The organism is Carboxydocella sp. ULO1 (genome assembly GCF_002049255.1).
Taxonomy (GTDB): Bacteria; Bacillota.
Map to the genome: position 1 here is coordinate 13485 of NZ_BDLQ01000022.1, position 25014 is coordinate 38498.

General features: G+C 50.2%; 20 protein-coding genes. 5 read left to right on the plus strand and 15 right to left on the minus strand.

Translation table 11 applies throughout. The annotated features are described in order from the left end of the window. The first annotated feature begins 305 nt into the window (after positions 1-305). Together ULO1_RS04815 and ULO1_RS04820 are read left to right on the plus strand one after the other, a co-directional pair. The gene (locus ULO1_RS04815; protein WP_079933069.1) at positions 306-2135 is read left to right on the plus strand and encodes an APC family permease; all 1830 of its coding nucleotides are present in this window, start codon (positions 306-308) and stop codon (positions 2133-2135) included. Between the two features lie 138 nt (positions 2136-2273). Continuing rightward, positions 2274-2744 (plus strand): PaaI family thioesterase, encoded by a 471-nt coding sequence (locus ULO1_RS04820; protein ID WP_078666319.1) that lies wholly within the window; start codon positions 2274-2276, stop codon positions 2742-2744. Positions 2745-2824: 80 nt separating this feature from the next. On the opposite strand, the gene ULO1_RS04825 is transcribed toward ULO1_RS04820, so the two are convergent. Genes ULO1_RS04825 through ULO1_RS04835 form a run of 3 tightly spaced genes read right to left on the minus strand, consistent with a single transcriptional unit; the run spans position 2825 to position 8191 of the window. Further along, positions 2825-4591 (minus strand): acyl-CoA dehydrogenase family protein, encoded by a 1767-nt coding sequence (locus ULO1_RS04825; protein ID WP_200806931.1) that lies wholly within the window; start codon positions 4589-4591, stop codon positions 2825-2827. A 21-nt stretch (positions 4592-4612) separates the two neighbouring features. Continuing rightward, positions 4613-5767: an acetyl-CoA C-acyltransferase gene (locus ULO1_RS04830; RefSeq protein ID WP_079933071.1), complete on the minus strand. Its 1155-nt coding sequence runs from the start codon at positions 5765-5767 to the stop codon at positions 4613-4615. Between the two features lie 12 nt (positions 5768-5779). Next, complete coding sequence (locus tag ULO1_RS04835) at positions 5780-8191, minus strand: 3-hydroxyacyl-CoA dehydrogenase/enoyl-CoA hydratase family protein (RefSeq protein WP_079933072.1); 2412 nt, start codon at positions 8189-8191, stop codon at positions 5780-5782. A gap of 254 nt (positions 8192-8445) precedes the next feature. On the opposite strand from ULO1_RS04835, the gene ULO1_RS04840 reads away from it, so the two are divergent. Both ULO1_RS04840 and ULO1_RS04845 read left to right on the plus strand, forming a co-directional pair. After that, positions 8446-9456 carry a glyceraldehyde-3-phosphate dehydrogenase gene (locus tag ULO1_RS04840; RefSeq protein WP_079906574.1) on the plus strand — a complete coding sequence of 337 codons (1011 nt, stop codon included), beginning with the start codon at positions 8446-8448 and terminating at the stop codon, positions 9454-9456. A 122-nt stretch (positions 9457-9578) separates the two neighbouring features. Continuing rightward, complete coding sequence (locus ULO1_RS04845) at positions 9579-9773, plus strand: DUF5316 domain-containing protein (RefSeq protein ID WP_079906573.1); 195 nt, start codon at positions 9579-9581, stop codon at positions 9771-9773. 71 nt (positions 9774-9844) lie between these two features. On the opposite strand, the gene ULO1_RS04850 is transcribed toward ULO1_RS04845, so the two are convergent. The 7 genes from ULO1_RS04850 to ULO1_RS04880 form a co-directional block, all read right to left on the minus strand. After that, positions 9845-12382, minus strand: a complete 2538-nt coding sequence (locus ULO1_RS04850; RefSeq protein ID WP_079933073.1) for a DEAD/DEAH box helicase family protein — start codon at positions 12380-12382, stop codon at positions 9845-9847. Continuing rightward, positions 12382-13548, minus strand: coding sequence for an EVE domain-containing protein (locus ULO1_RS04855; protein ID WP_079933074.1), 1167 nt, complete (start codon positions 13546-13548; stop codon positions 12382-12384). The genes ULO1_RS04850 and ULO1_RS04855 overlap by 1 nt, the downstream gene beginning before the upstream one ends. Further along, complete coding sequence (locus tag ULO1_RS04860) at positions 13545-15416, minus strand: site-specific DNA-methyltransferase (RefSeq protein WP_079933075.1); 1872 nt, start codon at positions 15414-15416, stop codon at positions 13545-13547. Before ULO1_RS04860 ends, ULO1_RS04855 begins: the two co-directional genes overlap by 4 nt. A gap of 193 nt (positions 15417-15609) precedes the next feature. Then, positions 15610-17019 carry a B12-binding domain-containing radical SAM protein gene (locus tag ULO1_RS04865; RefSeq protein WP_159446828.1) on the minus strand — a complete coding sequence of 470 codons (1410 nt, stop codon included), beginning with the start codon at positions 17017-17019 and terminating at the stop codon, positions 15610-15612. Between the two features lie 49 nt (positions 17020-17068). Beyond that, positions 17069-18238, minus strand: coding sequence for an ABC transporter permease (locus ULO1_RS04870; RefSeq protein WP_079933077.1), 1170 nt, complete (start codon positions 18236-18238; stop codon positions 17069-17071). Further along, positions 18235-18903, minus strand: coding sequence for an ATP-binding cassette domain-containing protein (locus ULO1_RS04875; protein ID WP_078666346.1), 669 nt, complete (start codon positions 18901-18903; stop codon positions 18235-18237). Before ULO1_RS04875 ends, ULO1_RS04870 begins: the two co-directional genes overlap by 4 nt. A gap of 13 nt (positions 18904-18916) precedes the next feature. Continuing rightward, entirely contained in the window at positions 18917-20056 is a 1140-nt protein-coding gene (locus tag ULO1_RS04880) for an HlyD family secretion protein (protein ID WP_079933078.1), read from the minus strand. A 164-nt stretch (positions 20057-20220) separates the two neighbouring features. Here ULO1_RS04880 and ULO1_RS04885 point away from each other — a divergent pair, with 164 nt between their 5' ends. Next, positions 20221-20643: a VOC family protein gene (locus ULO1_RS04885; protein ID WP_079933079.1), complete on the plus strand. Its 423-nt coding sequence runs from the start codon at positions 20221-20223 to the stop codon at positions 20641-20643. A gap of 20 nt (positions 20644-20663) precedes the next feature. On the opposite strand, the gene ULO1_RS04890 is transcribed toward ULO1_RS04885, so the two are convergent. From ULO1_RS04890 to ULO1_RS04910, 5 genes are read right to left on the minus strand one after another with little or no spacing between them, the layout of a single operon-like run. Next, positions 20664-20975: a 4Fe-4S dicluster domain-containing protein gene (locus tag ULO1_RS04890; RefSeq protein ID WP_079933080.1), complete on the minus strand. Its 312-nt coding sequence runs from the start codon at positions 20973-20975 to the stop codon at positions 20664-20666. Beyond that, positions 20959-22620, minus strand: coding sequence for an adenylyl-sulfate reductase subunit alpha (locus ULO1_RS04895; protein ID WP_078666349.1), 1662 nt, complete (start codon positions 22618-22620; stop codon positions 20959-20961). Before ULO1_RS04895 ends, ULO1_RS04890 begins: the two co-directional genes overlap by 17 nt. Next, a complete protein-coding gene (locus ULO1_RS04900; RefSeq protein WP_079906564.1) occupies positions 22599-23447 on the minus strand; it encodes a PHP domain-containing protein in 849 nt (282 codons plus the stop codon). Before ULO1_RS04900 ends, ULO1_RS04895 begins: the two co-directional genes overlap by 22 nt. Positions 23448-23474: 27 nt before the next feature. Beyond that, positions 23475-24008, minus strand: coding sequence for an adenylyl-sulfate kinase (gene cysC, locus ULO1_RS04905; RefSeq protein WP_078666351.1), 534 nt, complete (start codon positions 24006-24008; stop codon positions 23475-23477). Next, positions 23998-24981, minus strand: a complete 984-nt coding sequence (locus ULO1_RS04910; RefSeq protein WP_079933081.1) for a 4Fe-4S binding protein — start codon at positions 24979-24981, stop codon at positions 23998-24000. The genes cysC and ULO1_RS04910 overlap by 11 nt, the downstream gene beginning before the upstream one ends. Positions 24982-25014: the final 33 nt, after the last annotated feature.

The following is a 25014-nucleotide window of genomic DNA, read 5'->3' on the forward strand; positions in this document are numbered from 1 at the left end:
TTCATTTCTTTATATTGCAATTTGCATGCCAGGGGTTGTACCTGGTTCGATTAGGCTCTTGTTGGGCTAGTGTATAAAAACAAACAAAATGACTGTCTGAAAACAGACAGTCATTGCAAAGTTAAACAGTATAATATTTCTTTAACCGTTAATAAATAATCATATCAGCCTGAGCTAATCTAATGCGATAACCAGCCACAGGCTTAAATCAGCTTAATCAGGGCAATACTAAGTTTGTATATGTACCTGCAAAGTTGTATTCTTTTCCTGTAGTTCTTTAGTTTACAAAATTCGGAGGGGGATATATGTACCGTATTTTGAAAAAACTGCTGGTCGGTGACCCTATGCCTACTAGCCGACTCAGTCATGAAACCATGCCTAAAAGAAAAGCTCTGGCCGTATACGCCTCTGATGCTCTATCCTCTGTAGCCTATGCCACTGAAGAAATCACCCTGGTGCTGGCATTATTCGGCGCTCAGGCCATGGGTTATTTGACACCAATTTCCCTGGCCATTATCTTTTTACTTCTGATCGTCGTTTTATCTTACCGCCACGTAATCAGAGTTTACACCAGTGGCGGCGGTTCCTATGTGGTAGCTAAGGAAAACCTGGGTACAATCTATGGATTAATCGCCGGTGCCTCCCTATTAATTGATTATCTGCTCACTGTTTCCGTTAGCATCTCTTCAGGTACTGCAGCAATTACCTCTGCCTTCCCCAGATTATTGCCGTATACTGTCCATATTGCTATATTCTTTATATTTCTTCTTACTGTTATTAATCTAAGGGGTATTAGTGAAGCTTCAACTATTCTTGCCTACCCACCTTATTTATTTCTTTTCAGTATGGCTTTTATGATCCTCGCTGGACTGTGGCGCTACTACACCTATGGTGCCCCACCAGTAATGCCAGCAGCTCAGCTGCAACCAGTTTATGCTAATTTCGGGCTACTGGCGATTTTGCGCGCCTTTTCCGGTGGTTGTACAGCCCTAACCGGGGTAGAGGCAGTTAGTAATGGTGTGCCTACCTTTAAAGAACCCAAAGCCAGAAATGCTATTATTGTTTTGTTCGCATTAGGCGGTATTGCCATTTTTCTTTTCGGTGGCACCAGCCTCTTAGCTGAGTTATTTGGGGTAGTACCTGTAAAAGGCGAGACCCTGGTTTCCCAGATCGCCGAAATTGCTTTCGGAGGGCGTAACTGGGCTTACTATCTCTTACAGGCCAGCACTGCTTTAATACTAATTCTGGCTGCAAACACAAGTTATAATGGCGCGCCTTTGTTAGCCTCCCGGCTGGCAGCCGATGGTTTTCTGCCTCATTTTCTGACCATTCGCGGAGACCGCCTGGTATATTCAAATGGAATCATTCTCTTAGGAGCAGCTGCCGCCTTTCTGGTCCTGATTTTTCATGGAGACACCCATTTGCTCATTCCCTTGTATGCTATTGGTGTTTTCCTTTCATTTACTCTGTCCCAGATTGGCATGGTAAAACACTGGTTAGAAAACCGGGATAGAGGCTGGCAATTTAATCTTTTAATCAATGCTATCGGTGCAATCATTACCGGTATTGTTACTATAGTAATCGCTACTACCAAATTTACTGCTGGTGCCTGGATAGTCATCATTTTAATACCTCTACTGGTTTATCTGTTCATTGCCATAAAAAGGCACTATGCCGATGTAGCAGAGGATTTATCCACAGCCTGTAATGTGGAAATAAGACACTTTCGAAAAAATACCGTTATCATTCCTGTCAGTACCTTTACCAAGGCTGTCATCAATACAGTACAGTATGCTCGCTCAATTAGTCCGCATATCATAGCAGTTACGGTAAATACCAATGAACACAATCTGGAGAAATTGCAGCAAAAATGGCAATGTTTTGAATCGGATATTCCTTTAGTTATTCTAGATTCACCCTATCGGTCAATCACCCAGCCGCTGGTGGAATACCTAGAAAAACTGGAACAGGAAGCTGGTCCTGATGAAATCATCACAGTCCTCTTGCCAGAGTTTATTCCCCGCAAATGGTGGCACTTCTTCCTGCACAATCAGACCGGGTTAATTTTAAAAGCCTCGCTGACTCTGAAAAAAGATGTGGTTATTGGTTCTGTACCTTTCCATCTCTCTAAATAAGCGGCCAGAAGGAAAGGATTTTGCACCTATAACTATAGGCGGAAGTGGCCCAAAAGGAGCGCTTTTGGGCCACCTATTCTGGCCATAAAAACACCCCCATCATCTCTAACAATTTCTTTAAGAAAGGAAGGAACAACCATGAAAGGGGATAAAAATTGCTTTAACCCCAAAACCCCGGATTTTGAAAACCAGGTTAGGTCAAGTTTTGCCAGACAAGCAGTAATGAAACTTATTGGCGCTGAACTGGCTAAAGTAGCACCTGGTGAAGTGGAAATTCAACTCCCTTTTAGAAATGACCTCACTCAACAACATGGTTTCCTGCACGCCGGGATTATTACTACTATTGTGGACAATGCCTGCGGTTATGCCGCTTTGAGTCTGATGCCAGACAATGCTACTGTTCTGACTATTGAATTTAAGGTAAATTTTCTTTCACCGGCAAAGGGAGAGTTGTTTTTGGCCAAAGGTAAAGTTGTAAAGCCAGGGCATACAATCACCGTTTGCGCAGGAGAAGTTTTTTCCCTTGAGGGAGAAAAACAAAAGCTCATTGCTACTATGACAGCAACTATGATGATGCTCCAGGGGCGTCCTGGAATCCCGCCCGGTTAATAAAGGTTTGACCCCACCCCCATTCTCAGCAAAAAATTTCCCCGGCTCTGCCAGGCCGGGGTACAAGGTGGGTAGAGGATTTAGATTTTATAGCCCTGAAAATCCAGGACTTTGGCAGCAATGGTACGGGTGAGACCCAGCCAGTCAACAAAAGGTGGACGGGCCAGTTTCTTGAGGGCACTGAGCTGGGTAGCCAGCACATCCCCTTTTTCGATAGCCAGCAGTACTTCCCGGGCATAGCCTTCCACCCGTCGGAAAGCATCGAAGCAATAGAAAGAAGTCGTGGCCACAGCCAGATCGGCATACAGGTCTTTGACCTGCACTTTCTTGATGGTGCGCAGTACCGCGCTTTCCATGGCAAAGATTTCGATGACCAGATCTGCGATGCGAGCCAGGACCTCCTGTTCATCCTGCAGTTTCTGCCCCAGTTTCTGCACAGCAGAACCAGCAGTCAGCAGGAAAATTTTCTTGGCCCGTTCCACCAGCTGGGCTTCCCGGGTTACCGGTTCATCGCTAACAGGAGTCAGAGGCTGTAACAGCTCTTTCTGCAGGGCCTGAGCCACTTGCAGGAAGGGCAATTCATTTTTCATCGCCTTGCGCATCAGCATGCCGGGAATGATCAGCCGGTTTATTTCATTGGTCCCTTCAAAAATCCGGTTGATCCGGGAGTCACGGTAAATGCGTTCGACTGGATATTCGGAAATATAACCATAACCGCCATGAATCTGAACAGCTTCATCAGCTACAAAGTCCAGGGCCTCGGAAGCAAAGACTTTGTTAATACTGCACTCCAGAGCATATTCTTCGATTGCCCGCCCGATTCTGGGTCCGGCATCTTCAGCATGGTGGTCGATTTCAGCCAGGGCAGCATCGATTAGGCCTCCGGTACGGTAGACCATACTTTCAGTGACATAGATGCTGGTAGCCATACGGGCCAGTTTTTCCCGAATCATACCAAAGGAGGCGATGGGCTTGCCGAACTGCTTACGCTCCAGGCTGTATTTGGCCGCCAGCTCGATGGCATGTTTTGCTGCTCCCAGACAACCTACCGCCAGCTTGTAACGGCCGATATTGAGGATGTTGAAGGCAATGACATGGCCTTTGCCGATTTCGCCAAGTACATTTTCCACCGGCACTTTGGCGTTTTCCAGAATAACCTGGCGAGTGGTAGAGCCTTTAATTCCCATTTTCTTTTCCTCGGGGCCCAGGCTGAGGCCTTCGGTCTCCCGGTCCACGATAAAAGCAGTAAACTTGTCACCATCCACTTTGGCATAAACCACGAAAACATCAGCCATACCGGCGTTGGTGATAAACTGCTTGGTACCGTTGAGGATGTAATATTTTCCATCAGCACTGAGGTCAGCCCGGGTTTTAGCTCCCAGCGCATCGGAACCGGAAGTTGGTTCAGTCAAGCAATAGGCGGCAATCTTTTCCCCACTGGCCAGGGCAGGCAGATAGCGTTTTTTCTGGTCGGCATTACCGAACAGCACAATGGGCAATGAGCCGATACCGGTATGAGCCCCATGGGCCAGCCCGAAGGATCCGCCCCGGGTCAGGTTTTCCGCAATCAACATGGAGCTGATTTTATCCAGACCAGCACCATCATATTCTTCCGGAATATCGGCCGCCAGCAGGCCCAGCTCCCCGGCCTGTTTCAGCAAGGAAGACATAAGTTCCGGGTTTAATTTTTCCAATTCTTCTACCCGCGGCTCTACCTCTTTGGCGGTAAAATCAAAGGCGGTTTTGGCAATCATCTTATGTTCTTCGGTAAATTCCTCCGGAGTAAAGACCTGTTCAGGACTGACAGGGCCCAGCAAAAAGGCGCCCCCTTTTACTCTTTCTCCCATGCTCATTTCCTCCCTTCATAATTAGGCCAGTACTTCAAAGATTCCGGCAGCACCCATACCGCCACCGATACACATACTGACGATACCGTAACCACCGCCCCGCCGTCTCAGTTCATTGATCAGGCTGACGGTGAGTTTAGCTCCTGTACAACCCAGGGGATGACCCAGGGCAATGGCGCCACCATTGGGGTTGACCCTGGCAGGATCCAGCTCCAGTTTTTTTATGACATAGAGAGCCTGAGAAGCAAAGGCTTCATTCAGCTCAACCACTTTAATATCATCCAAAGTCAGCCCGGCAATTTTCAAGGCCTTGGGAATGGCTACTACCGGACCAATCCCCATTTCATCAGGGTGAACCCCACCCACAGCAAAGGCCTTGAATACCGCCAGGGGCTCTAGACCCAGCTCTTCTGCCTTCTCTCTGGCCATGACCATGACAAAAGCAGCTCCGTCACTGGTCTGGGAAGAGTTCCCGGCAGTTACAGTACCTTTTGCATGGAAGGCAGGCTTGAGTTTGGCCAGCGCTTCCAGAGAAGTGTCAGACCGCACCCCTTCATCAGTGTCGAAGATAATTTCCTTTTTGCCCTGTTTTACAGTCAGGGGAACGATTTCATCCTTAAACCGGCCTTCCCGAATAGCCGCTGCTGCTTTCTGGTGGCTGGCCAGAGCAAAGCGATCCTGTTCCTCCCGGGTAATACCATAGCGCTGGGCCACATTTTCCGCCGTCAGACCCATGCCCATATAGGCAGCAGGCATGTGTTCCATTAACCAGGGGTTGGGGGCAATCTTATTGCCACCCATCGGGACCATACTCATGGATTCCACGCCACCGGCCAGGATGATATCCGCCTGGCCGATCATAATTTGCTGGGCAGCCAGGGCAATGGCGTTTAAACCGGAGGAACAAAAACGGTTAATAGTAAACCCGGGTACAGTGATAGGCAATTCCGCCCGCAGGACCAGCACCCGGCCCATGTTGAAACCCTGTTCCCCTTCCGGGAAAGAGCAACCGACAATCACATCATCTATCATTTCCGGTTGAACCTGCGGTACCCGTTCCAGCACATTGCGGATCACCGCTGCCCCCATATCTTCCGGGCGAACATACCGCAAGGTCCCTTTGGGTGCTTTCCCTACCGCAGTACGAGCACCGGCAACAATCACAGCTTCCCTCATTCTTTCCACCTCCTAGTTCCGCAAGGGTTTGCCCGTGGCCAGCATGTGTTGCATGCGGGCCTGGGTCTTGGGTTCACCGGCCAGACTCAGGAAGGCTTCCCGTTCCAGATCCAGCAGATACTGTTCAGTTACCAGAGTGCCAGCCGGCACCTTGCCACCGGAGAGGACATAGGCAACTTTTTTGGCCAGGTGTTCGTCATATTCGCTGATATAGCCCCCCATCTTCAAAGAATAGGCTCCTAAGGCCATGGTGGCATAACCTGACTCCCCGACCACCGGAATCTGTTTGGGCTCTGGTGGCATAAAGCCGGTACGATCCATGGCCAGAACCGCTTCCCTGGCTTCAGCAATCAGATAATCACTATTGAAGGTAATCCCATCGCTTGCCCGCAGGTAGCCCAGAGTTTTAGCCTCAGGACCACTGGTGGAAACTTTGGCCATGGCAATGGTTTCAAAGGCCTTGTTGACAAAGGGCTGCAGGTCAGTTCTGGTGCCAGCCGGGATACCTTCATACATACGCAATAACAGCTCCTTGCAGCCACCACCAGCCGGGATCAGGCCTACACCCAGCTCCACCAGACCCATATAAGTCTCAGCTGCTGCCTGAATCCTATGGGTATGGGCACAGACCTCATAGCCTCCGCCCAGGGTCATGCCGAAGGGCGCCGCCACGACCGGTCTGCGGCAGTATTTCAGGCTCATCACGGCGTTCTGGAAGGTGCGGACCATCAGCTCGATTTCATCCCAGTCCCCTGCCTGGGATTCAAACAGCATCCACATCAGGTTAGCACCAACACAGAAGTTTTTCCCTTGATTACCAACTACCAAACCAACAAAGTTTTTCTCCACTTCTTCCACCGCAACGCGAATAGCATCAGTGATATCCCCACCGATGGCATTATTGGGGGAATGGAATTCCAGACAAGCGACGCCATCACCCAGATCCACCAGGCTGGCACCGGAGTTACGGTAAATCACGGCTCCAGGTTGCTCTTTCCGGTTTTTCAGGATAATTAACCCCGGTTTATCTTCCACCAGGACATAGTCCTCTTTGTTCCAGTCATACTGCCATAACTGGCCCTGTTCCTTCTTGTAGAAGGACTTGAAGCCATTAGCCAGCATGTTTTTTACCCAGGCGGGTACTTCCTGACCTTCGGCCTCCATACGGGCCACAGTAGCTTCTACCCCCAGGGCATCAAAGGTGGCAAAGGGCCCCATTTGCCAGTTAAAGCCCCATTCCATGGCTTTATCTATGGCCAGAATGCTGTCGGCAATCTCCTGGGCTTTGCGGGCAGCGTACAACAGGGGACGGCTGACTGCAAGCCAGGCCATTTGACTGTACTTGTCCTTGCCATTAACCAGAGCCTTCATCTGACCGGCCAGCCCACCGGGAGCCTGTTTGGCCATCTCCACCTGGGGCAACTTCACCTTCTGCTGGGGCCGGTAAGTCAAGGTTTGCCAGTCAAGGGTCAAGACCTGCTTGCCTTCCGGAGTTTTTACCTTTTGATAAAACCCTTGTCCAGTTTTATCCCCCAGCCACTTGTTCTCCACCATTTTGGTCAAAAACTCGGGAATGCGGAAAGCCTCTTTTTCCCATTGTTCGGTGACATTATCCCGTACATTGGCCGCTACATGCAGGAAAGTGTCCAGTCCAACCATATCCAGAGTACGGAAGGAAGCGCTCTTGGGTCGCCCCAGAGCCGGTCCGGTGAGAGCATCCACTTCTTCCGGAGTCAGGCCCAGTTCTTCCATGGCCTGGGCCGTAGATACCATACCATAAACTCCAATGCGATTAGCAATAAAATTGGGAGTATCTTTGCACAAAACTATTCCCTTACCCAGGCGACGTTCCCCGAACCAGGACAAAAACTCCACAATTTCCGGCAGGGTATCTGTTCCCGGGATAATTTCCAGCAGCTTCATATAGCGGGGAGGGTTAAAGAAATGGGTTCCCAGAAAATGCTGTCTGAATTCCAGCGCCAGGCCCTCCACCATTTTATTGACGGAAATACCAGAAGTATTGGTGCTGACAATGGCTCCTGGCTTGCGATACTGAGCTACTCTGGCCAGTAATTGTTGCTTGATAGCCAGGTTTTCCACTACCACTTCGATAATCCAGTCAGCATCCTTGATTTTCGGCAAATCATCCTCAAAGTTCCCGATTTCAATACGTTGAGCTACTTCCGGCACAAACAGGGGAGCCGGTTTGCTCTTGAGTAAAAGTTCTTTGCCCCTGGCTGCAAATCGATTGCGAACCTGCGGGCTTTCCATCGTCAACCCCTTGGCCTGTTCTTCCGGAGTCAGTTCCCTGGGCACAATGTCCAGCAACAGAACCGGAATGCCCACATTGGCCAGATGGCCAGCAATGGTAGCACCCATCACCCCGGCACCAAGGACCGCAGCTGTGCGGATTTCCCTTTTCATTCCCTCTACCTCCCTTTTACCCACATCTTACTGAATGAATATTCATTCTGATTTAATTTTAGCTGTCAATCCTTACCTGTGTCAAGATAATTTTTGCAAAATTCAAGCAAAAAATTTGGCAGCAATATATAGACACAATTGCAGCAAATGTGTCATACTTATTTAGCGAAAAAATATATTTTGTATGCAGGATTTTCTCTGTTTTCGGCGAATAGTGTTATGTGGCTTAACAATAAGGGGAGGTTTATGGTGAGATGAAGAAAATTAGAATCGGTATCAATGGTTTTGGTCGCATTGGCCGTCTGGTCATGCGGGCAGCGGCCCTGGATCCTGTTTTTGAGGTAGTGGCCATCAATGCATCCTACGCTCCATCCATACTGGCCCACTTGTTAAAATATGATACAATCCATCGGGTTTATAGTGCAGATGTTGCTGCCGGAGAGCAGGAAATCTATGTTAATGGCCAGAAAGTTCGTTGTCTATCCGACCGGGATCCCCGCAATTTGCCCTGGGGTGACCTGGGAATAGATATCGTCATCGAGGCCACCGGCAAATTTAAAGACCGGGACGGGGCCAGTCTACACCTGGCTTCCGGTGCCAAAAAAGTAATTATCACAGCTCCGGGCAAAAACGAAGATGTGACCATCGTAATGGGCGTAAACGAACAGACCTATGACCCGGCCAATCATCATATTATTTCCAACGCCTCCTGTACCACCAACTGTCTGGCTCCAGTAGCCAAAGTTTTACATGAAAAATTCGGCATTATCAGCGGTATGATGACTACCGTTCATGCCTATACCAATGACCAGAAAAACCTGGATAATCCCCATAAGGATTTACGGCGGGCCCGGGCCTGTGCCCAGTCCATCATTCCCACCACTACCGGCGCTGCCAAAGCCGTAGGCAAGGTGTTGCCGGAGCTGAATGGCAAATTGAACGGCCTGGCTCTGCGGGTACCTACCCCCAATGTTTCAGTGGTAGACCTGGTCGCAGATTTTGAACAAGAAGTTTCAGTGGAAACCATCAATGCCGCCCTGAAGGAAGCGGCCAATGGTGCGCTGAAAGGCATTCTGGCCTATACCGAGGAACCCCTGGTGTCCTCTGATTTCATCGGCCACTCCGCTTCCTCGATTGTCGATGGCCTTTCTACCATGGCCATTAGCAAGCATCAGGCCAAGGTCCTGGCCTGGTATGACAATGAGTGGGGTTATTCCTGCCGGGTAGTAGATCTGGCCCGTTATGTCGGGGAAAGACTGGAATAAAAAAGTTAGACCGCTAATCTTTAGCCCCTGGCTTTCTTTGGCCAGGGGCTGGTTATTATTAATGGGTAGTATCCTATACATAAAATAAAGTCTCTAAATATTTACACCAGGAGGTTGGTAAAATGCTCTCTATAGGTCTGGCAGCAATTTTTTCCGGTATACTGGTTGGAGGCGACCGTATTCGAGCAAATTACTCATCAGAAAATCCAGAAGATTTTTTGCGGAGAAAAAAAATATTTACTTTTCTCTTCTGGTTTGCCGTACCAAATCTGTTACTGGCTCTAGTTTACTATTACTCCCCCTTTTCCCGGCCCTAAATTAACCCCCTGTAGTAGCATACAATTCTACCACAGGGGGTTTTGTGCCCTTTTCCGGGATTCAGTTTAGTTTACTTCCTTTCAAACTCCACGAGAAAAATGTCCTGGAACATGCCCCGGCGTATCTCATCGTCCCGCTTGATAATGTAGTGAAACGAATTCAGCTTTTCAAAGAGTTCGCGGGCGGCTTGCTCTTTTGCTATCACATTAGGGTGCGCCGTTTGGTCTGCCTGCTTCACTTCAACTACTGCCCAACCATTATTTTTGAGTTTAAGTATAAAGTCTGGGTAATAGCGTCTCCAGCGTCCTTCTAGCTCATCATAATACTCCACGTAAAACTCATTATGTCCGACGTCAGTAATGCCGCCGGTATAGTAGATTTCCTCTATTTCCTTATGCTCCACTAAATATTCAAAAAGCCGTTTCTCTGACTCGTTATCAAAGATGTAGGGCTCAATATGGAAACTATTTGGGTACCTCCCGTCGTACATTTCCAAAGCTCTCTTGTCCTCTTCTACTACCCAATCCACGGGGAAATTCTTAGCAAGCTCAACTTCTTCCCATTCCACCTCATTAACTACCTCATAACGGAAAACCGCATCTAAAATACGACGGACGATAACCTCTATAAGGCGGTTTTCGCGGTTTACCCAAGCAAGACAACCCTCAATACCCATATCGCTGTTCCGTAAAATTTTCTCCACCTTGAGGCAGGGTAAATGAGTGTACCGGCTTATCTCTTCTACCAGGGTGTAGAGGGTATATCTCTTTTGCCGGCGTTGTAGAGTTTGGCTGTCCTTGACGGCGAGTTTCAACTTCTGACCATTGGTTGCCATCTCTCGTTCCGTTACGAGACCCACGAATTCGTTCTTATGATTGGTATAATATTCATCCAGGGCAAGTTTAATTTGGCCGGTCTGCTCCTGATACTGGCGCAGAACTTTTACACGCTGCTTAGCCAGTTTTATCTTGACGTCTTTACGCTTTTGAATGGTAACCTTGCGCTTGTTCTTGCGCCCTTCTAGTTCGGACATGGTGGTGCCCAAGTTCTTCTGAATTTCACTCTCCAGTATGGCCCGGTTTTCGGTAGAGAGAAAAATGGTTGCCGTCTGAGGCATGTCTCCAATGGCCCGGAGGCAGCGTAAGGAAGACTGGAGAAGGAACACCTTACTGCGGGGCCTGCGATACATGGCTGTAGCAAACAAGCTGCGGCAGTTCCATCCTTCCGTACCTTTACCCACCAGAAGAATAAACTGGTCTTCGGATTCTGGGGTATCCAGGAGCCGGAAACGGCGGATATTCTCGTCCTCAACGTCGCTGTGGTTGACCAGGATTTTAGTCAGAGGAATGTTTTTTTCTGCCAAGACTTTTTCTAATAAGGGCCTGAACTCGTCTTCCAGTTCGGAAATGGTAGTGCAGTAGAAAGCGATTTTAGGCAGCAGCCCTTCACGCCGCTCTTCCCCGTATTGACGCCAGAACCGGTCTACCACGTCCCTGATAAATTCTTCCGTCTTGGTATTGGCGTAGTCAATAAATCTGACCTGCTTCAAGTGCCCGTCATCAATCGCCTGTCTGACGGAATAAAAGAACACCACTTCAGGGAGCATTTTGCCATCCACATAGGGAGTACCGGTGAGATTGATACATCCAGCCAGAGGGGACTTGCGGTCAAGACGGTTGATTGTCTCCCGCACGCGCTTCAGGTCGTTGGTAATTGATGTTCCGAAAGCATGGTGGGCCTCATCTACAAATACAGCCAGGTTGTCCAGTTGCTCTAGCTTCCGCAGGCGGTCGTTAACTTTCCATTCACCCTCCATATCTTTAACCACCGGGAAGAGGGTCTGCTGTCCGTTGTTGCTGTTGTTTCCCTGCTTCTTAAGGATAATCTTTTGCACGTTCGAGACAATGATGTTGTAAGCCGAACCGGGCAATACGGAAAGCTCGGCCTGGACATCGGAAAGGTAATGAAACTTTAGATTGCTGGACAGGAAAAGAGCGTATTCCTGCGGAATTACCTTGGAGTAGTCAAAATCCTGGATTTCCCGTAGAGAATCAATGATAGTGGTGTCAGGGGCAAAGACCAGGGCATTCTTGGCGAATCGCCCGTCCTCCGGATAATGCTCGGCCAGGATAAAATCGTAAAAAATCATGGTTGCCATAAGGATGGTTTTGCCTGTTCCCATGCCTAGGGCAAAGAGCCAGTTGGGGTAGGCAAGCCCCTGCAGTTCGCTATCCAGGGCCTCCAGGAGGGCTTTCTTTTGCTTGATTTCTTCCAGTTGCTCCGCTGTTAAAGACAAAACATCCATTGGCGTGCCTTCCGGAAATAAAAGCCGCCGGTAAAGTTCTTTGATGGTAGGGTTACCTTGGATTTCTTTAAGGTACACGTAAAGCTCAAAAGCGTCCACCTGCGGTGGGCGCAAAAAGCCAACCTCCCGGATGTGGCGCAAGATGTTTTGGGTCTCGGGGAATACCTTTTTAAAAAAGTTCCCCTCGTAAAATCGCTCGTTCTCTTCCTGCCGCAAACGTTTCCCAACAAATTCAGCGCAGGTGTAGCCGCGGCACTGCTCAAAAGCCTGCCACAGTTGGTCAAGAAAAGAAATTGTGCTCATCATACCACCTCAACTTTTGCTTGCCGGGTAAGCAGCATAAAATCGTGCTTAGTGACCCGTCCCGTGCCTTGCACAAACCAGGCCCAGCGTTTTGAAGGGTCACGCCCCTGGAAAGCATCCAGTTTCGCCCTTAGCTCGGCGCTTAAAACAACGGGATTTTCGGTATAGATGCTGACGGAATCCACCTCGAAGACGTAAGGATACTTCTCGGGATGCTTTACCAGCGGGTGATGTTTCTGCACGGGGGATGATTTTACCCTGGCATGTGCTACTACACCCGTCGCGGTGGCATAAAAACAAATCCAGTCGCCCGGCTTAACTTTTCGTCCCAGGGAATTTTCGCTGACGGCGTAAATTCCTGCGCCAAGGAGTTTTTTTATACGTTCTTCTGCGGTTTGAGTGTCATCGGACGCTACCGGAGCGAGGTAATACTGAACTTCAACACCTTCTGGCTCCGATGAAGGTTCATTAGTAATTTCTTCCTGTGGCTGTTGTATGCCTTCGCCGGCAGTGCGGATTTCTTTCGCTACCAGGCCGGCCATCAGTTCAATCAGGGAATCCACTATAGGCCCCGTTGGCCGGAGAACAGTTAAAACAGCTTCGTGTTCCATTTCGTAATCGGCTAAGAGTTCAGCCAGGGTAAGCAGTTTATCAGCGGTAATAACCCGTAACTGGTGAGTGCGCTTCTCAGCAATGATGGAGTTTTCCAGTTGCTTCAGTTCAGCATCACTGCGCCCTACTACATAAAGGCCCAAAGCGTGGTCCCAGTCGGGTATCTTTTGTTCGGATATAAGCCGGTCTATGTAACCGAGGAGAGTAGCCGTTTTTATGGCATAAACATCGGTTGTTTTCACTTCTACGACGATATAAAGGCCGGAAGGGGACTTCCACACGCCGTCAAACCCGATTTCCCCCTGGACGCCCTTATATCTGCCAAAGGTTACGTCAAAGCCCAGCAGGCGGCCCAAGTGGTTCACCAGGTCTTGTAAGGCCCGGTTGTACTGCTCCCCGGAACTGCGCAGGCACTCTTCCACGTAATCGCGTACAGCACCAACGCTGGTCAAATTTTGGGACAAGAAACGGCGGAATCGTTCCCTTGGCGTTTTCTCTCCTGGAGCATCATCAAGGTCGCCAACCAGTTCTAACACCTGTCCCAGTGGCATCATCTTGCTCCCACCTCCAAGACCTCAAAATACTCCTCCGACAGCACATCCACAATCTTAACGGCAATTTTCTGCCCGGGTCCGGTGAGGGGGAGTTCGTAGACCCCAGATACCATATCCTTCTTGCCGGGAATATCTTGAATAGCGGGCTTAAGCACTTCACCATCATAGTTTGGGTCGATGAGGACTGCTTCTACTAATTGCCGCCAGTCGTCGATTTCTTCGGGGTCATCCTCCAATTGCAGTTTTTGCAGGAGCATGGGGGAGTAGAACTGTCGTATCTCTACCACTGCTTTGCTGCCATCCAGTTTTAAAGTTATGTCCGCTTCAGGGGGGCGTTTGAAGATAATATCCTTGCGGTCGGTAAGGATGTCGCGTATTTCAAAGGGAATGTTGACCACGTTTAAGCGTTTGGCATAATCCCACACGTCGTACTCGTGGCCGCTGCATAGAATAAGCACGCCGCGCCTGTAGGTCGCCTCTATTTCCTTTTCGCCTTTGGAGAGTATCTCATCAAATACTGCCTGCACATCCTCTTTGGAGCAGACCCGGTTTAGTTCTACCACCTTGACCCATTTGCCGTCCAGAATGCCATCAAAGAAAGAGCGTTTTACCGGTTCTACCCCGTAAAGTTTCATTACTATCTCTTTGGCTTCCAAGGCATTCTTGAAAATATCGTAGTGGTTGACGTTATAAACGGCAAAGGCGGGGTAGAACTTTTCCCCTTCGTCCAGGAGGGTTTGCTGTTGTGTCTCTTTCTGCTGTTCTTTGATGATTTGCGAAACCCTTCTTACTGTGGTATGAATAGCCCCTAAATTGATGTCGCTGCCAATCCAGCGTCGGCCTAGTTTCTGGGCTACTGCCAGGGTAGTACCGGACCCGCAGAAAAAGTCGGCTACAAGGTCGCCAGGGCTGGAAGCTACATTTAAAATTTCCTCAAGCAACGTCTCATTTTTTTCGGTTGGATATCCTGTAGTAAAAGCGGAAGCAGTAATATCATCCCATAGATTATCCCTGCTGATATATTCAGTAGCTGGTATGCGATATTCAGGCTTGCCAGTATTAGGATTGGGCCGTAAGTCTCCTGCTTCAATCATTTTCTGGGCTTCTTCTGGTGATTTAAGCCAGTGCCTGCCCGGTGGAGGCAATTGGCCGAACAATTCATAGGTCAAGTTGGGACGAATATTGGGAGCATCGAACCCGTGCCACCGCTCTTCCTTCGGAGCATACTTCAAGGAGGGTCTTAATCTTGGGTTTTCGGATTTAGAATAGAGCAAGATATAATCACAGCCCTCGTTAAAAGAAAATATTCCAGATTGTTCAACATAACTTTTCTTAATACGCTTTACGATTAACTGATTCCGGTAGTTGGAATTACCATATATTTCATCAAGTATAATTTTTATATAATGTACTCGTTCATCATTCAAATGAATAAAGATAAACCCTTCCTCCGATAGCAACTCCCGCATTAATTGCAACCTTTCATACATAAATTGAAGGTAAAGGTCATTAGCCCAAATATCCGTGTATTGCTTCTCCTCAATTACAGAAGTATCACCCTCTAACTGCTTACCTCTTAACCTAATGCGCTTCCGGTAGTCCGCTTTAGAATCAAAGGGAGGGTCTATGTAAATAAGTTTAATCTTCCCTCTGAACTCTTTCATTAAATGGCTCATTACCTGTAGATTATCGCCCCAGTAGAGGCGGTTAACCCAGCCATCTTCAGCCGGCTCACCATATTGCTCCTTAAGTTGAGCTTCATAATATTTCACGGCTCGCAAAGGCCGTTTCCCTAGCCAATGGAGCATAGGGCGGCCAGGAGCCTCCTTAATGTCAAACATCGTTAACTGCTTTTTATCCTGTGTCAAAAATACCCCTCCCCTTCTCTATTCTATATTGCTTGTCGTAGCTGACGTAATTAATGCTTTCTCTAAACAATCTTCCCAGAAAGTCCAATCCGAAAAAGAATATGGTCATCCTCTTAAAAACCGATATAAGGACCAATTCGATACAAAATGAAAAGATCCTCCGTCTGCCGCACAGCAGCGGAGGTTTTATATTCTATCTTTTCATTCCTGCCAGAAATTCGGTCAAAAAAGAGTTATTGAACAGCACTTTCATGGATTTTTGCATATACCGTTTCTTGAAACTATCTTCAGCTTCCTGGCAATACTGGCGCATTTTTTCCCGGTAGAACACCTTGAAACAGCGAACCATGGCTTCCCGCAGCTCCTCCCGGCTCATAGCCCGGCTGGGCATGATGGGATGAACCAGGTCATACTTGCTGAAATCCCATTCCTCTACTCTTTCCGCTACCTCCTGCCACAGGTCGGCATAAGGCCATGGCGTCAGGAAGAGAAAATGGGCCAGATCCGGATTATACCGCAAGGCTTGCTGCAAAGTCTCTTCAATGGACCGGGGCGTTTCCTCCCAGTGTCCCAGGAGAAAAGAGCACTCGGTCAAAATTCCCTGCTCATTCAGCAGGCGGATGGCTGTTTCCGCCTCTTCCGCCTTGATATTCTTCTGCAAGGCATTCAGAGTAGCCTGGTTGGCCGATTCCACGCCGATATAGACATGGATAAACCCGGCGGCCCGGTATTTCCAGAGGATGTCCTGATCCCGTACAATATCGGGGGCCCTGGTTTCCATCGTCAGCATGACCCCCGGTTGAGCCTCAAGCAAAAGATCGAGGAACTTTTCCCAGCGTTCCCGGTTTTTAGTGGTATATTCATCAGCAAACAGTACCATCTCCACCCCAAAACGGTCCCGCAACTCCAGGATCTCCTGAACCAGAGATTCAGGACTGCGCTCCCGGTATTGTTTACGCCAGAAATGGTGCTGGGAACAGAAGCGACATTCCTGATCACAACCGCGGGAGCCACTGACAATCGCCAGCCGGGAATCGGTAATCCGGTAGCGGTATAAATCCCAGTCCAGCAAATCCCAGGCTGGTGCCAGGGTATCCAGATCTTCAAGCAAAGGCCTGGGCTCGGTAGCGCAAGGCTCGCCTTGTTCCCGGTAGGCAATGCCCCTGACAGTCCGGAAACTGCGCCCATCCTGCCAGGCCTGCACCAGTTCCGGGAAAGTCTCTTCCCCTTCCCCCCTGATAATAACATCCACCCAGGGAGAGCTGGTTAAAATTTCTTCCCAGCAGAAGGTGGCATGGATTCCTCCCATCACCAGCAAGGCAGTGGGTAACACCTCTCTGACCGCTTTCAGAGTGGCTATTGCCGCCGGTGCGCTGGCAGTGGTTGCCGTAATCCCCACCACTTGCGGTCTCACCTGCGCCAGTCGGTCCTGGATCTCGGCCACACTATGATTTAAAGACATCGCATCATAAATTTCAACCTGTATGCCTTTATTCCGCAAAGCCCCTGCCAGATACACCAGATTTAAAGGCGGCCAGGTTCCGGTAATTTCAATAACCCCTGCATGATAGGGAGGAGTGAGCAAAACTACATGGGCGCTCACAACACCACCTCCGCCGCTTTTCTTGCACCATCGGTTACAAACCATTATATTATTCGTCACCGACAGGGTTATTTTCCTGCTTTTCCGCAAAATTTGTTGCAAATTTTTTTAGCAGCAACCAGCAGAGGAAAATCAGGGCCAGAAAAGCGGCCACATCCACCTTCAGAGCCTGCCAGCCCTGGCCCCGGTCCACCAGGGCCCGTAAACCATGGGTATAATAGGTCAGAGGCAAAATAAAGCTGAGGGGTTTTAAGGGATCAGGAATTGCTAACATAGGCCAGGTATAGCCTGACAGGAGAAAAGAGGGCATGGCAATCAGCATGGTTACCTGAGTGGCCTCCAGCTGGGTCCGGCTGAAAAGAGATGCTGTCAGCCCCACTGCGACTAAAGCCAGAATAAATAGCAAATTAAAGACCAGAAGCAAAAGACCATTGCCCTTGATGGGAACACCCCAAAGCCAATGTAAAAGGGCAAAGGTCAAGAGGGAATCCAGACAGCCGACCAGGAAATAAACCACTCCTTTACCCAGAAGCACCGTCTTGAGTCCCCCTGGGCTCTGCAGCAAACGAATCCAGGTTCCCTGCTCCTTTTCCCTGGTGATAGCTAAAGCGACCCCCAGCAATAGGACCTGCTGAATTACGGCTCCCAGCAACCCGGGCAAGAGAAAGTTAGTATAATTAAAAGTGGGATTGTAAAGGACCCGATAGCGGAACAACAAAGGTTGCAGGGTATGCCGGGCTTTTTCCGGATTTATGCCCGCTGCTTCCATGACTTTCAGACTGGCTCCGGCGCCAAAGGTGGCGACGATCTCATTGGCCGCCCTGGTGGCAGCATTGGCGATAATCATATTGCTGCCATTGATCAGGGTCATAATCGCCGGACTTTTTCCCTCTTTTAAGTCCCTGGTCAATCCCGCCGGAATTATCAGCACTATCTGCGCCCGACCTGCATCTATTTCCTTTTGCGCCTCTGTCTCATTCAGAGCAAAACCGCTTATGCGAAAGGTTTCCGACTGGTCATAGGCCCGTACCAGTTCCCGGCTCAGATAGGAATTTTCTTCATCCACCACCAGTGTGGGCAATTCCCTTACTTTTTGCGCCGAATAAAGATAACCAAAAATCAGCAGATAAAGTGCTGGTATTAAGAATAAAACCGCTGCCAGGCGTCGGTCCTTTTTAATATGCAGAAATTCCAGCCAGGCGATGTCACTGATTTTCATGCCGACACCCCTCCCTGCAAAGCCCGAGAGAGTTCTACCGGTGCCACCAGAACAGCTTCATTTCCTTTCAGCCACAGAACTTTATCTACTGGCAAATTTTCTGCCTCCTGCCAGAACGCAGTGGTCAATACTATCGTTTTGCCAGACTGCAAGGAAAGCTGCAAATTATCGAAAATCACTGTTCGTGTTCCAGGATCGGCTATTACCAGAGGTTCATCCCAGACAATCAAGGGAGCGTTCCCCGCGAGACTGACCGCAAGATTTATTCTCTGCCTGAGCGGCCCTTCCAGCTCTCCCACCGGTTTCCGCCAGGCTTCTTCCAGTTGCCAGTTATGTTTTAACTCCCTGGTTAATTGTTCATTATAGCCGGTAAAAAAGTTGATAGTTTCTTCCCCGGTCAAATCAGGCCATAGCCCCAGGCTCTGGGGCGCATAACCCACTCGGGTAATGGGCAAGGGCAATCCTCCCCGCACAGGTTGGCCAGCCAGTCTAACTTCCCCGGACGCTGCGATTCTAGCGCCGATCAGAACCTCCAGTAACTGGGTTTTGCCACTATTGCGAGCTCCATAGACCAGTAGTAACTCACCAGGTTGCAAGCGCCAGGATAGATTCTGAAAATAGTAACCTCGGCGGCGGGCAATACTGAGGTTGTTAACTTCCAACATTATTCCCACCCCTTTACAGGCGTATTTTTGCTGTCAAACCCGGCCGCAATTTGTGATCCCGGTTCACCAGTTTGATTTTAACGGCAAAAGAACGAATATCCGTCTGCCCCAGTTCACTGGTAGCTTTTTTCACCGCAAAATCAGCGGCAGCGCTGATATTTACGATTTTACCCTTATAGACGGCATTATTCAGGGCAGGAATTTCTACCGTCACTTCCTTGCCAGTGGACAGAGAGGCCAGTTTGTCCTCAGTAACATAGATCTTGATAAAGAGGTCATCCAAATCCACCAGGGTGGCAAAAGGCAAGCCAGCTGCCACCATCTCCCCTGCCTCCATATTGCGGGTTAATACTATCCCGCCAGCGGGAGCATAGAGCAGGCGATTTTCATACATGGCCTGAGCAGCATTGAGGGCCCCCCTGGCCTGTTCCACTGCGGCTTTGGCTGCCTGCACATCTTTTTCCCGCAAGTTGATTTGCTCCAGATTGGCCTGGGCCAGAGCCACATCATCGGCCGCAGCTTCTACTTCTTTCTGCCCGGCTGTTCCGCTGGCCAGATTATAGGTCTCTCTGGCTCTTGCCAGTTCTGCCTCGGCTTTGGCATACGCCATCTGGGCTTCTTCATATTTGCTTTTTGGCACTGCTCCCTCCCGGTACAGTTCCTGAACCCGTTGCCAGTTGGCTTTAGCAATGTCATTAGCGGTCTGGGCCGCATCCAGGGCAGCTTTGGCCATGGCTACATTCTTGCGGTTAGCATCAGCCTTGGCAGCATAGCCACTCTGGGCTTTGCTGAGCTGGGCCCAGGCTCCTTCTCTGGTCGCCTTAACCGCTGCCTCAGCCTGAGCTACTTTCGCCACAGCCGCCTGATAGGCACCACGGGCCTGTTCCAGCTGGGCGGCCAGTTCTTTACTTTCCAGCTCTGCCAGGAGCTGACCTGGTTTTACCTGGTCTCCTTCTTCAATGTATACCTTCGCTAATTTGCCGGGGATCTTGAAGGCTACGTCTATTTCTGTACCCTCGATGGTAGCTGTGTAGGTGTTCCCGCCTGTCAGGATACTGCCACTACTACTGCCACCGTCCATGAGCCAGAAACCACTAAAAGCCAGGGCCAGTATTCCAGCGGCGATAATTGTTAGCATCCTTTTTCTTGGCATTATAACTCCCCCTTTTTTGTACTGACTGGTCAGTTTTTATTATAGTGCAACTTATTTCCTTGTGCAATCTTTTTTTGGTGTGGACGGTTTTGGTATAAGATTTTTGCAATTACAACCCAATCCGTTATAATATACATGAAATTCTTCAGAAAGAAGGGGTAATAATGGGTAACTGGGTTGTGCCGTACATTACTTTCAATGGCAATTGCGAAGAAGCAATTAAGTTCTATCAGCAAGCATTAGGTGGCGAGTTACACATCATGCGTTTCGGGGATGCTCCTCCAAACCCCGCTTTCCCTCCACTTCCCGAAGAAGCCAAAAACCTGGTCATGCATGCTGAGTTAAGAAAAAATGGCCATGTTTTGCGGTTCTCCGATACTTTACCTGCCAAGCCCGTAACTGTCGGCAATAACATTTATTTTTCTCTGGAGTTTTTTGACAGAACAGACGCAGAAACTGTGTTCACAGCCCTGGCCGCTGGTGGACGGGTAGAAATGCCCTTACAGGAGACTTTTTTCAGCCCCCTGTTTGGTCAGTTAACTGATAAGTTCGGGATCAAGTGGCAAATCCTCTGTCAAAGCAAATAAAAGAGCCCCCGGCCTGAAGATCAGGTCGGGGTTTTGGTTTCTGGTAAAGGAAATCGTTCAGTTTTACCATCAGGATAGGCCAGCACCCATTCTTTCCCTTCAATCCCCAGCCAGGCCCGGCCGCCACCGATTTCTGCCGGCAGGACCAACCGGATAGCCTGACGGGGACAGGCTTTGACACAGGCGGTGCAGTCCCAGCAGGACCGCCCGTCACGCAACTCTGCCTTACCATCTTTCCGGATTAACAAATCTCCCGGACAGACCCGCTGGCAACAGCTCTCTGCCGCCTGGCCGCAACCATTGCAGCGTTCACGGTTAATCAGAGGTGGCATGATAGGGCACCTCCTCTATGGCAAACATATCCTGCTCCCGGCGATAGCGGGAATTGATGAAACAGAGCCAGCGCCCGTCATCCCGGCGGGGATAGTCAAGAAACTCCTGATAGGCTGGCCAGCGGCTCTCCTTGCGATAGAGCATGTGTTCAACCAGGGCCCGGGCCAGCAACCAGCGCTCTTCCACTTCAATCGCCTGTAAAAGCTGGTAATTATCGGTACAGGCTATTTGCTGCAAATCTTCGCCCAGCCAGGCCAGCTCCTGCCGGGCCCGTTTCAGCCCGGCTTCCGTATATTTATAGCCGGTGCTAATCCCGCCAGCATATTCATCCATGATTTTTTGCAATCTCTCCTCCAAACGCCAGGGGGTCAGATACCCTTGCTGTTTCTGCCATCGCTCAAACTGACTTTGTCGCTGCTTTAATAGAGTTTCTGCCGCAGCCATTGCCTTTTCAACATCATATTCCTGCAGCTCGGCTACAGCCGTATGAGCAGCAATTTCCCCTTCAGCCATGGACCCGGTTACATATTTTTTGGGGGCGCCACCAGCAATATCTCCAGCCGCATACAAGCCCGGTACAGTGGTTCGGCGACCGCTATCTATCCAGAATCCTGCCATACCATGACCGCCCACCAGATAGGGCTCAGTCCCGATTATCTCCACCGGCTGATTGGGCCTCAGATTCCGATCCGCCCAGTAAAGCACCGCACCAGGAGCCATGTTTAAATATGCCTCCTGTAGTTGCCGCTGCTGCTCCTCTCCCAGATGAGAGGTATCCAGATAACAGGGGCCCCGTCCTGCCGTCATTTCCGCCAGCAAGGCCGCCAGTCGGCCCGGAGTAGTGCGGTCAGCATAATGTTCCAGATAGTTTTCCCCCCGGGCATTTACTTCTTTGGCTTTTACTCCTTGCGCCAGCGTCCCGGTGGGAGCAATGGCATCCTTGGTCCTGAGAGCAATAAACCGCATTTCCAGAGAGGTTAAGGCTGCCCCAACCCGTAAGCCAGCAGCCAGCCCACCCCCCGTATTAAAGGGACAGTACCACATTTTATGGCGGGCTTCTCCCTGATTATTAGGACGATAGATACCCGCTGCTCCCCCGGTGGCCAGGATAACGGCTCTGGCCAGGACGGGGCGGAAACGGCCAGTTCTGGTCTCCCAGCCCAGGGCCCCCACCACACGGCCTTCCACCTGGACCAGATCCAGCAATACCGTGCGGTTCCAGACTTCTATTCCTGCCCGTCTTACCGCCGCGGCCAGTACCGGCTTAATGCTCTCCCCTTCGATTTGTACCGAACGGGGCCCGCGGGGAAGAAAATTGCCCTCGGCATCCCGTTTGAAGGGCAACCCCCATTCGGCCAGACGGCGAGCCATGCTGTTAAACCGTTCGGCCATAGTCAGGACAAGATCGTCCCGAACCAGACCATAGTTATCTTTTTTCACATAAGCCAGAAAAGTTTCCGGGGTCTGGCCCGGGTTAAGATAGGCATTAATCGCATTGATTCCAGCTGCCAGGCAGCCACTGCGGCTGATTTCCGCTTTCTCCATTATTACTACCCTTAAAGCCGGGTCTATTTCCCGGGCGGCAATAGCAGCCATACATCCGGCTGCCCCGCCGCCAATGATCAAGAGGTCAACCTTTTCCATGCTTTCTCCAACTCCTCAACCAGGCTAAAGGGAATACTTAAATTGCCATGACCGCGTCCCAGCTGGATTTCCGGTTTGTTGGTACCATGAAAATCCGTGCCCCCGGTCATCACCAGCCCCAGTTCTTCTGCAACTGCTCTGGCCTGAGCAGTATCAGCCTCGCTGTTTTCCGAATAATAGACTTCTATTCCGGCCAGCCCATAATCCCGCAATTCCCGGGCCAGATCAACCAGCTGGGACTGAGCTAAGCCTAGATACCTGGGATGAGCCAGCACCGGAACCCCTCCAGCCTGACGAATCAAAGTTATTCCCTCCCGGGGGGTTAGCCTCTCTTTCGGAACATAAGCCAGTCCCCCCCGGGCCAGGTATTTATCAAAAGCTTCATTTACCGAACTTACTACCCCTTTTTCCAGTAATACAGCGGCAAAATGCGGGCGCCCCACCACCTGCCCCTGGGCTTTGGCTTCCACTTCTGCCATGGTTATCTCGATCCCGAGGGCTTGCAGCTTCTCCACCATTTTCGGGTTACGCTGGGCGCGAAACTCCCGGAGCTGGGCCAGATTTTGCAGTAATTGCGGATGCTGGTGATCGATATAGTAGCCCAGTATATGCATCTCCCGCCCCTGCCATTCAACACTGATTTCCACTCCGGAAATAACAGGCAGGCCCAGCTCGCGGCCACGGGCGATGCCTTCTGCTAAACCATCTACTACATCATGATCGGTAATCGCCAGAGCAGCCAAACCCTGCTTATAAGCCAGCTCCACCAGTTCAGCCGGACGGAAGGTGCCATCAGAGGCTGTTGTATGGGTATGGAGGTCAATCATGGGCTGGTCCTCCTTTACAATCTCTATTTATAGATAGTTTAACTCCTCCAGCCGGCGAATAATAGTAGCTACTGACTCTTCATGGGTTTGCTCATGGGTTTTTACCACAATTTCCGGATTTAAAGGAGGCTCATAGGGATCAGAAACCCCGGTAAACTGGGGAATTTCTCCAGCCAGAGCCTTTTTGTACAGGCCCTTCACATCCCGCTCTATGCATTTTTCCAGGGGGCAATCCACAAATACCTCCACAAAATCAGGATAAGTGGAGCGGACATAGTCTCTGGTTTCCCGGTAGGGGGAAATTGCAGCGGTTATGGCCACTACCCCGTTACGGGCCAGCAGTTTGGCTACAAAGCCGATGCGCTTGATATTGGTATCCCGATCCTCCTTACTGAACCCCAGACCTTTGGACAGATTTTCCCTGACTTCATCTCCATCCAGGATCTCCACTTTTTTACCCCGCCGCCGCAGCTCCTCGGCTACCAGACCGGAAAGGGTGGATTTGCCAGCCCCGGATAGACCAGTGAACCAGAGTATAAAACCTTTTTCCTTATTGCTCATTTGCTTTCCCCTCCTGCTCTTTGCGTATAAGATAAGCGCCTATTCTTTCTTTGGTGCGGCCATGGGCAATCCAGTCAGCCTGTACCTCTTTAATTAAATCCACAATTTCCTCTGCCTGAGCCAGCTGACGCCAGAGCCGTCCCAACCGGGGATGCCGTCCCCCGTTTCCGCCAACCAGTGCCCTGTAGCCCCTGGCAGTCTCTATAATCGCTCCGGCCGGGCAGGCCCGCAGGCACATACCGCATTCCTGACAGTTGCTGTAATCAATTACTGCCCCCTCTGCGGTAATGGTAATAGCTTTTTCCTTACAGGCCCTGGCGCAAAGCCCACAGGCGGTACACTTTTCTTTTTCCACCCGAACCTGTTGTACCGCAATCAGGCCAAAATCATGGGCCTCAGCCCGGGCACAATTGTTGGGGCAGCCGGAAATGGCAATTTTGAACTTATGAGGATAACCCTGTTTACCGGCAAACTCCTGCTGTAACTGCTGCGCCAGTTCCCTCACTGCCGCCAGCCCGTTGGTACAGGTGGGCTGACCCGGACAGCAAACCACATTGCGCCCAGTGCCTCCCCGGGGTGCTGTTTTAAGCCCCAGGGCAGCTAATTCATCCTGGAGGTCCAGCACTTTTTCCCCCGGCACTCCGGGAATTTCCAGGCCCTGGCGAGTGGTCCAGTGCACTTCCCCCTGGCCATATTCTCTGGCCAGACGCCCTATTTCCGCCAGCTGATCCGCCTGCAGGAGGCCCAGAGGCAGAAGAATACGGACTATCCAGAGATTACCCACCGGCATTTTGATAAAATCCCGAAACAGGTCTCTTTTTCCCTCCGGTAAGGTTTGAGCAGGCAGGCGATGAGTACGATAAAGCTCAAAAGTCCGGGGGGGCTGCCGGTACTCCTTGCCCTCCTCTGCCCCGCAGGCCGGGCAATACAGGTATAGTTCCGAACGGCGGTTGCCGCAGTAATGGCATTTCATCAACTATTCCTCCCTGTAACCCCGAATTAAGAC

Coding starts and splice junctions, on each gene's coding strand:
- ULO1_RS04815 (WP_079933069.1), top strand. CDS start 306: ATGTACCGTATTTTGAAAAAACTGCTGGTCGGTGACCCTATGCCTACT.
- ULO1_RS04835 (WP_079933072.1), bottom strand. CDS start 8,191: ATGAAAAGGGAAATCCGCACAGCTGCGGTCCTTGGTGCCGGGGTGATG.
- ULO1_RS04825 (WP_200806931.1), bottom strand. CDS start 4,591: ATGGGAGAAAGAGTAAAAGGGGGCGCCTTTTTGCTGGGCCCTGTCAGT.
- ULO1_RS04910 (WP_079933081.1), bottom strand. CDS start 24,981: ATGAAATGCCATTACTGCGGCAACCGCCGTTCGGAACTATACCTGTAT.
- ULO1_RS04820 (WP_078666319.1), top strand. CDS start 2,274: ATGAAAGGGGATAAAAATTGCTTTAACCCCAAAACCCCGGATTTTGAA.
- ULO1_RS04890 (WP_079933080.1), bottom strand. CDS start 20,975: ATGCCACCTCTGATTAACCGTGAACGCTGCAATGGTTGCGGCCAGGCG.
- ULO1_RS04840 (WP_079906574.1), top strand. CDS start 8,446: ATGAAGAAAATTAGAATCGGTATCAATGGTTTTGGTCGCATTGGCCGT.
- ULO1_RS04855 (WP_079933074.1), bottom strand. CDS start 13,548: ATGATGCCACTGGGACAGGTGTTAGAACTGGTTGGCGACCTTGATGAT.
- ULO1_RS04880 (WP_079933078.1), bottom strand. CDS start 20,056: ATGCCAAGAAAAAGGATGCTAACAATTATCGCCGCTGGAATACTGGCC.
- ULO1_RS04845 (WP_079906573.1), top strand. CDS start 9,579: ATGCTCTCTATAGGTCTGGCAGCAATTTTTTCCGGTATACTGGTTGGA.
- ULO1_RS04895 (WP_078666349.1), bottom strand. CDS start 22,620: ATGGAAAAGGTTGACCTCTTGATCATTGGCGGCGGGGCAGCCGGATGT.
- ULO1_RS04850 (WP_079933073.1), bottom strand. CDS start 12,382: ATGAGCACAATTTCTTTTCTTGACCAACTGTGGCAGGCTTTTGAGCAG.
- ULO1_RS04900 (WP_079906564.1), bottom strand. CDS start 23,447: ATGATTGACCTCCATACCCATACAACAGCCTCTGATGGCACCTTCCGT.
- ULO1_RS04875 (WP_078666346.1), bottom strand. CDS start 18,903: ATGTTGGAAGTTAACAACCTCAGTATTGCCCGCCGCCGAGGTTACTAT.
- ULO1_RS04830 (WP_079933071.1), bottom strand. CDS start 5,767: ATGAGGGAAGCTGTGATTGTTGCCGGTGCTCGTACTGCGGTAGGGAAA.
- ULO1_RS04885 (WP_079933079.1), top strand. CDS start 20,221: ATGGGTAACTGGGTTGTGCCGTACATTACTTTCAATGGCAATTGCGAA.
- cysC (WP_078666351.1), bottom strand. CDS start 24,008: ATGAGCAATAAGGAAAAAGGTTTTATACTCTGGTTCACTGGTCTATCC.
- ULO1_RS04870 (WP_079933077.1), bottom strand. CDS start 18,238: ATGAAAATCAGTGACATCGCCTGGCTGGAATTTCTGCATATTAAAAAG.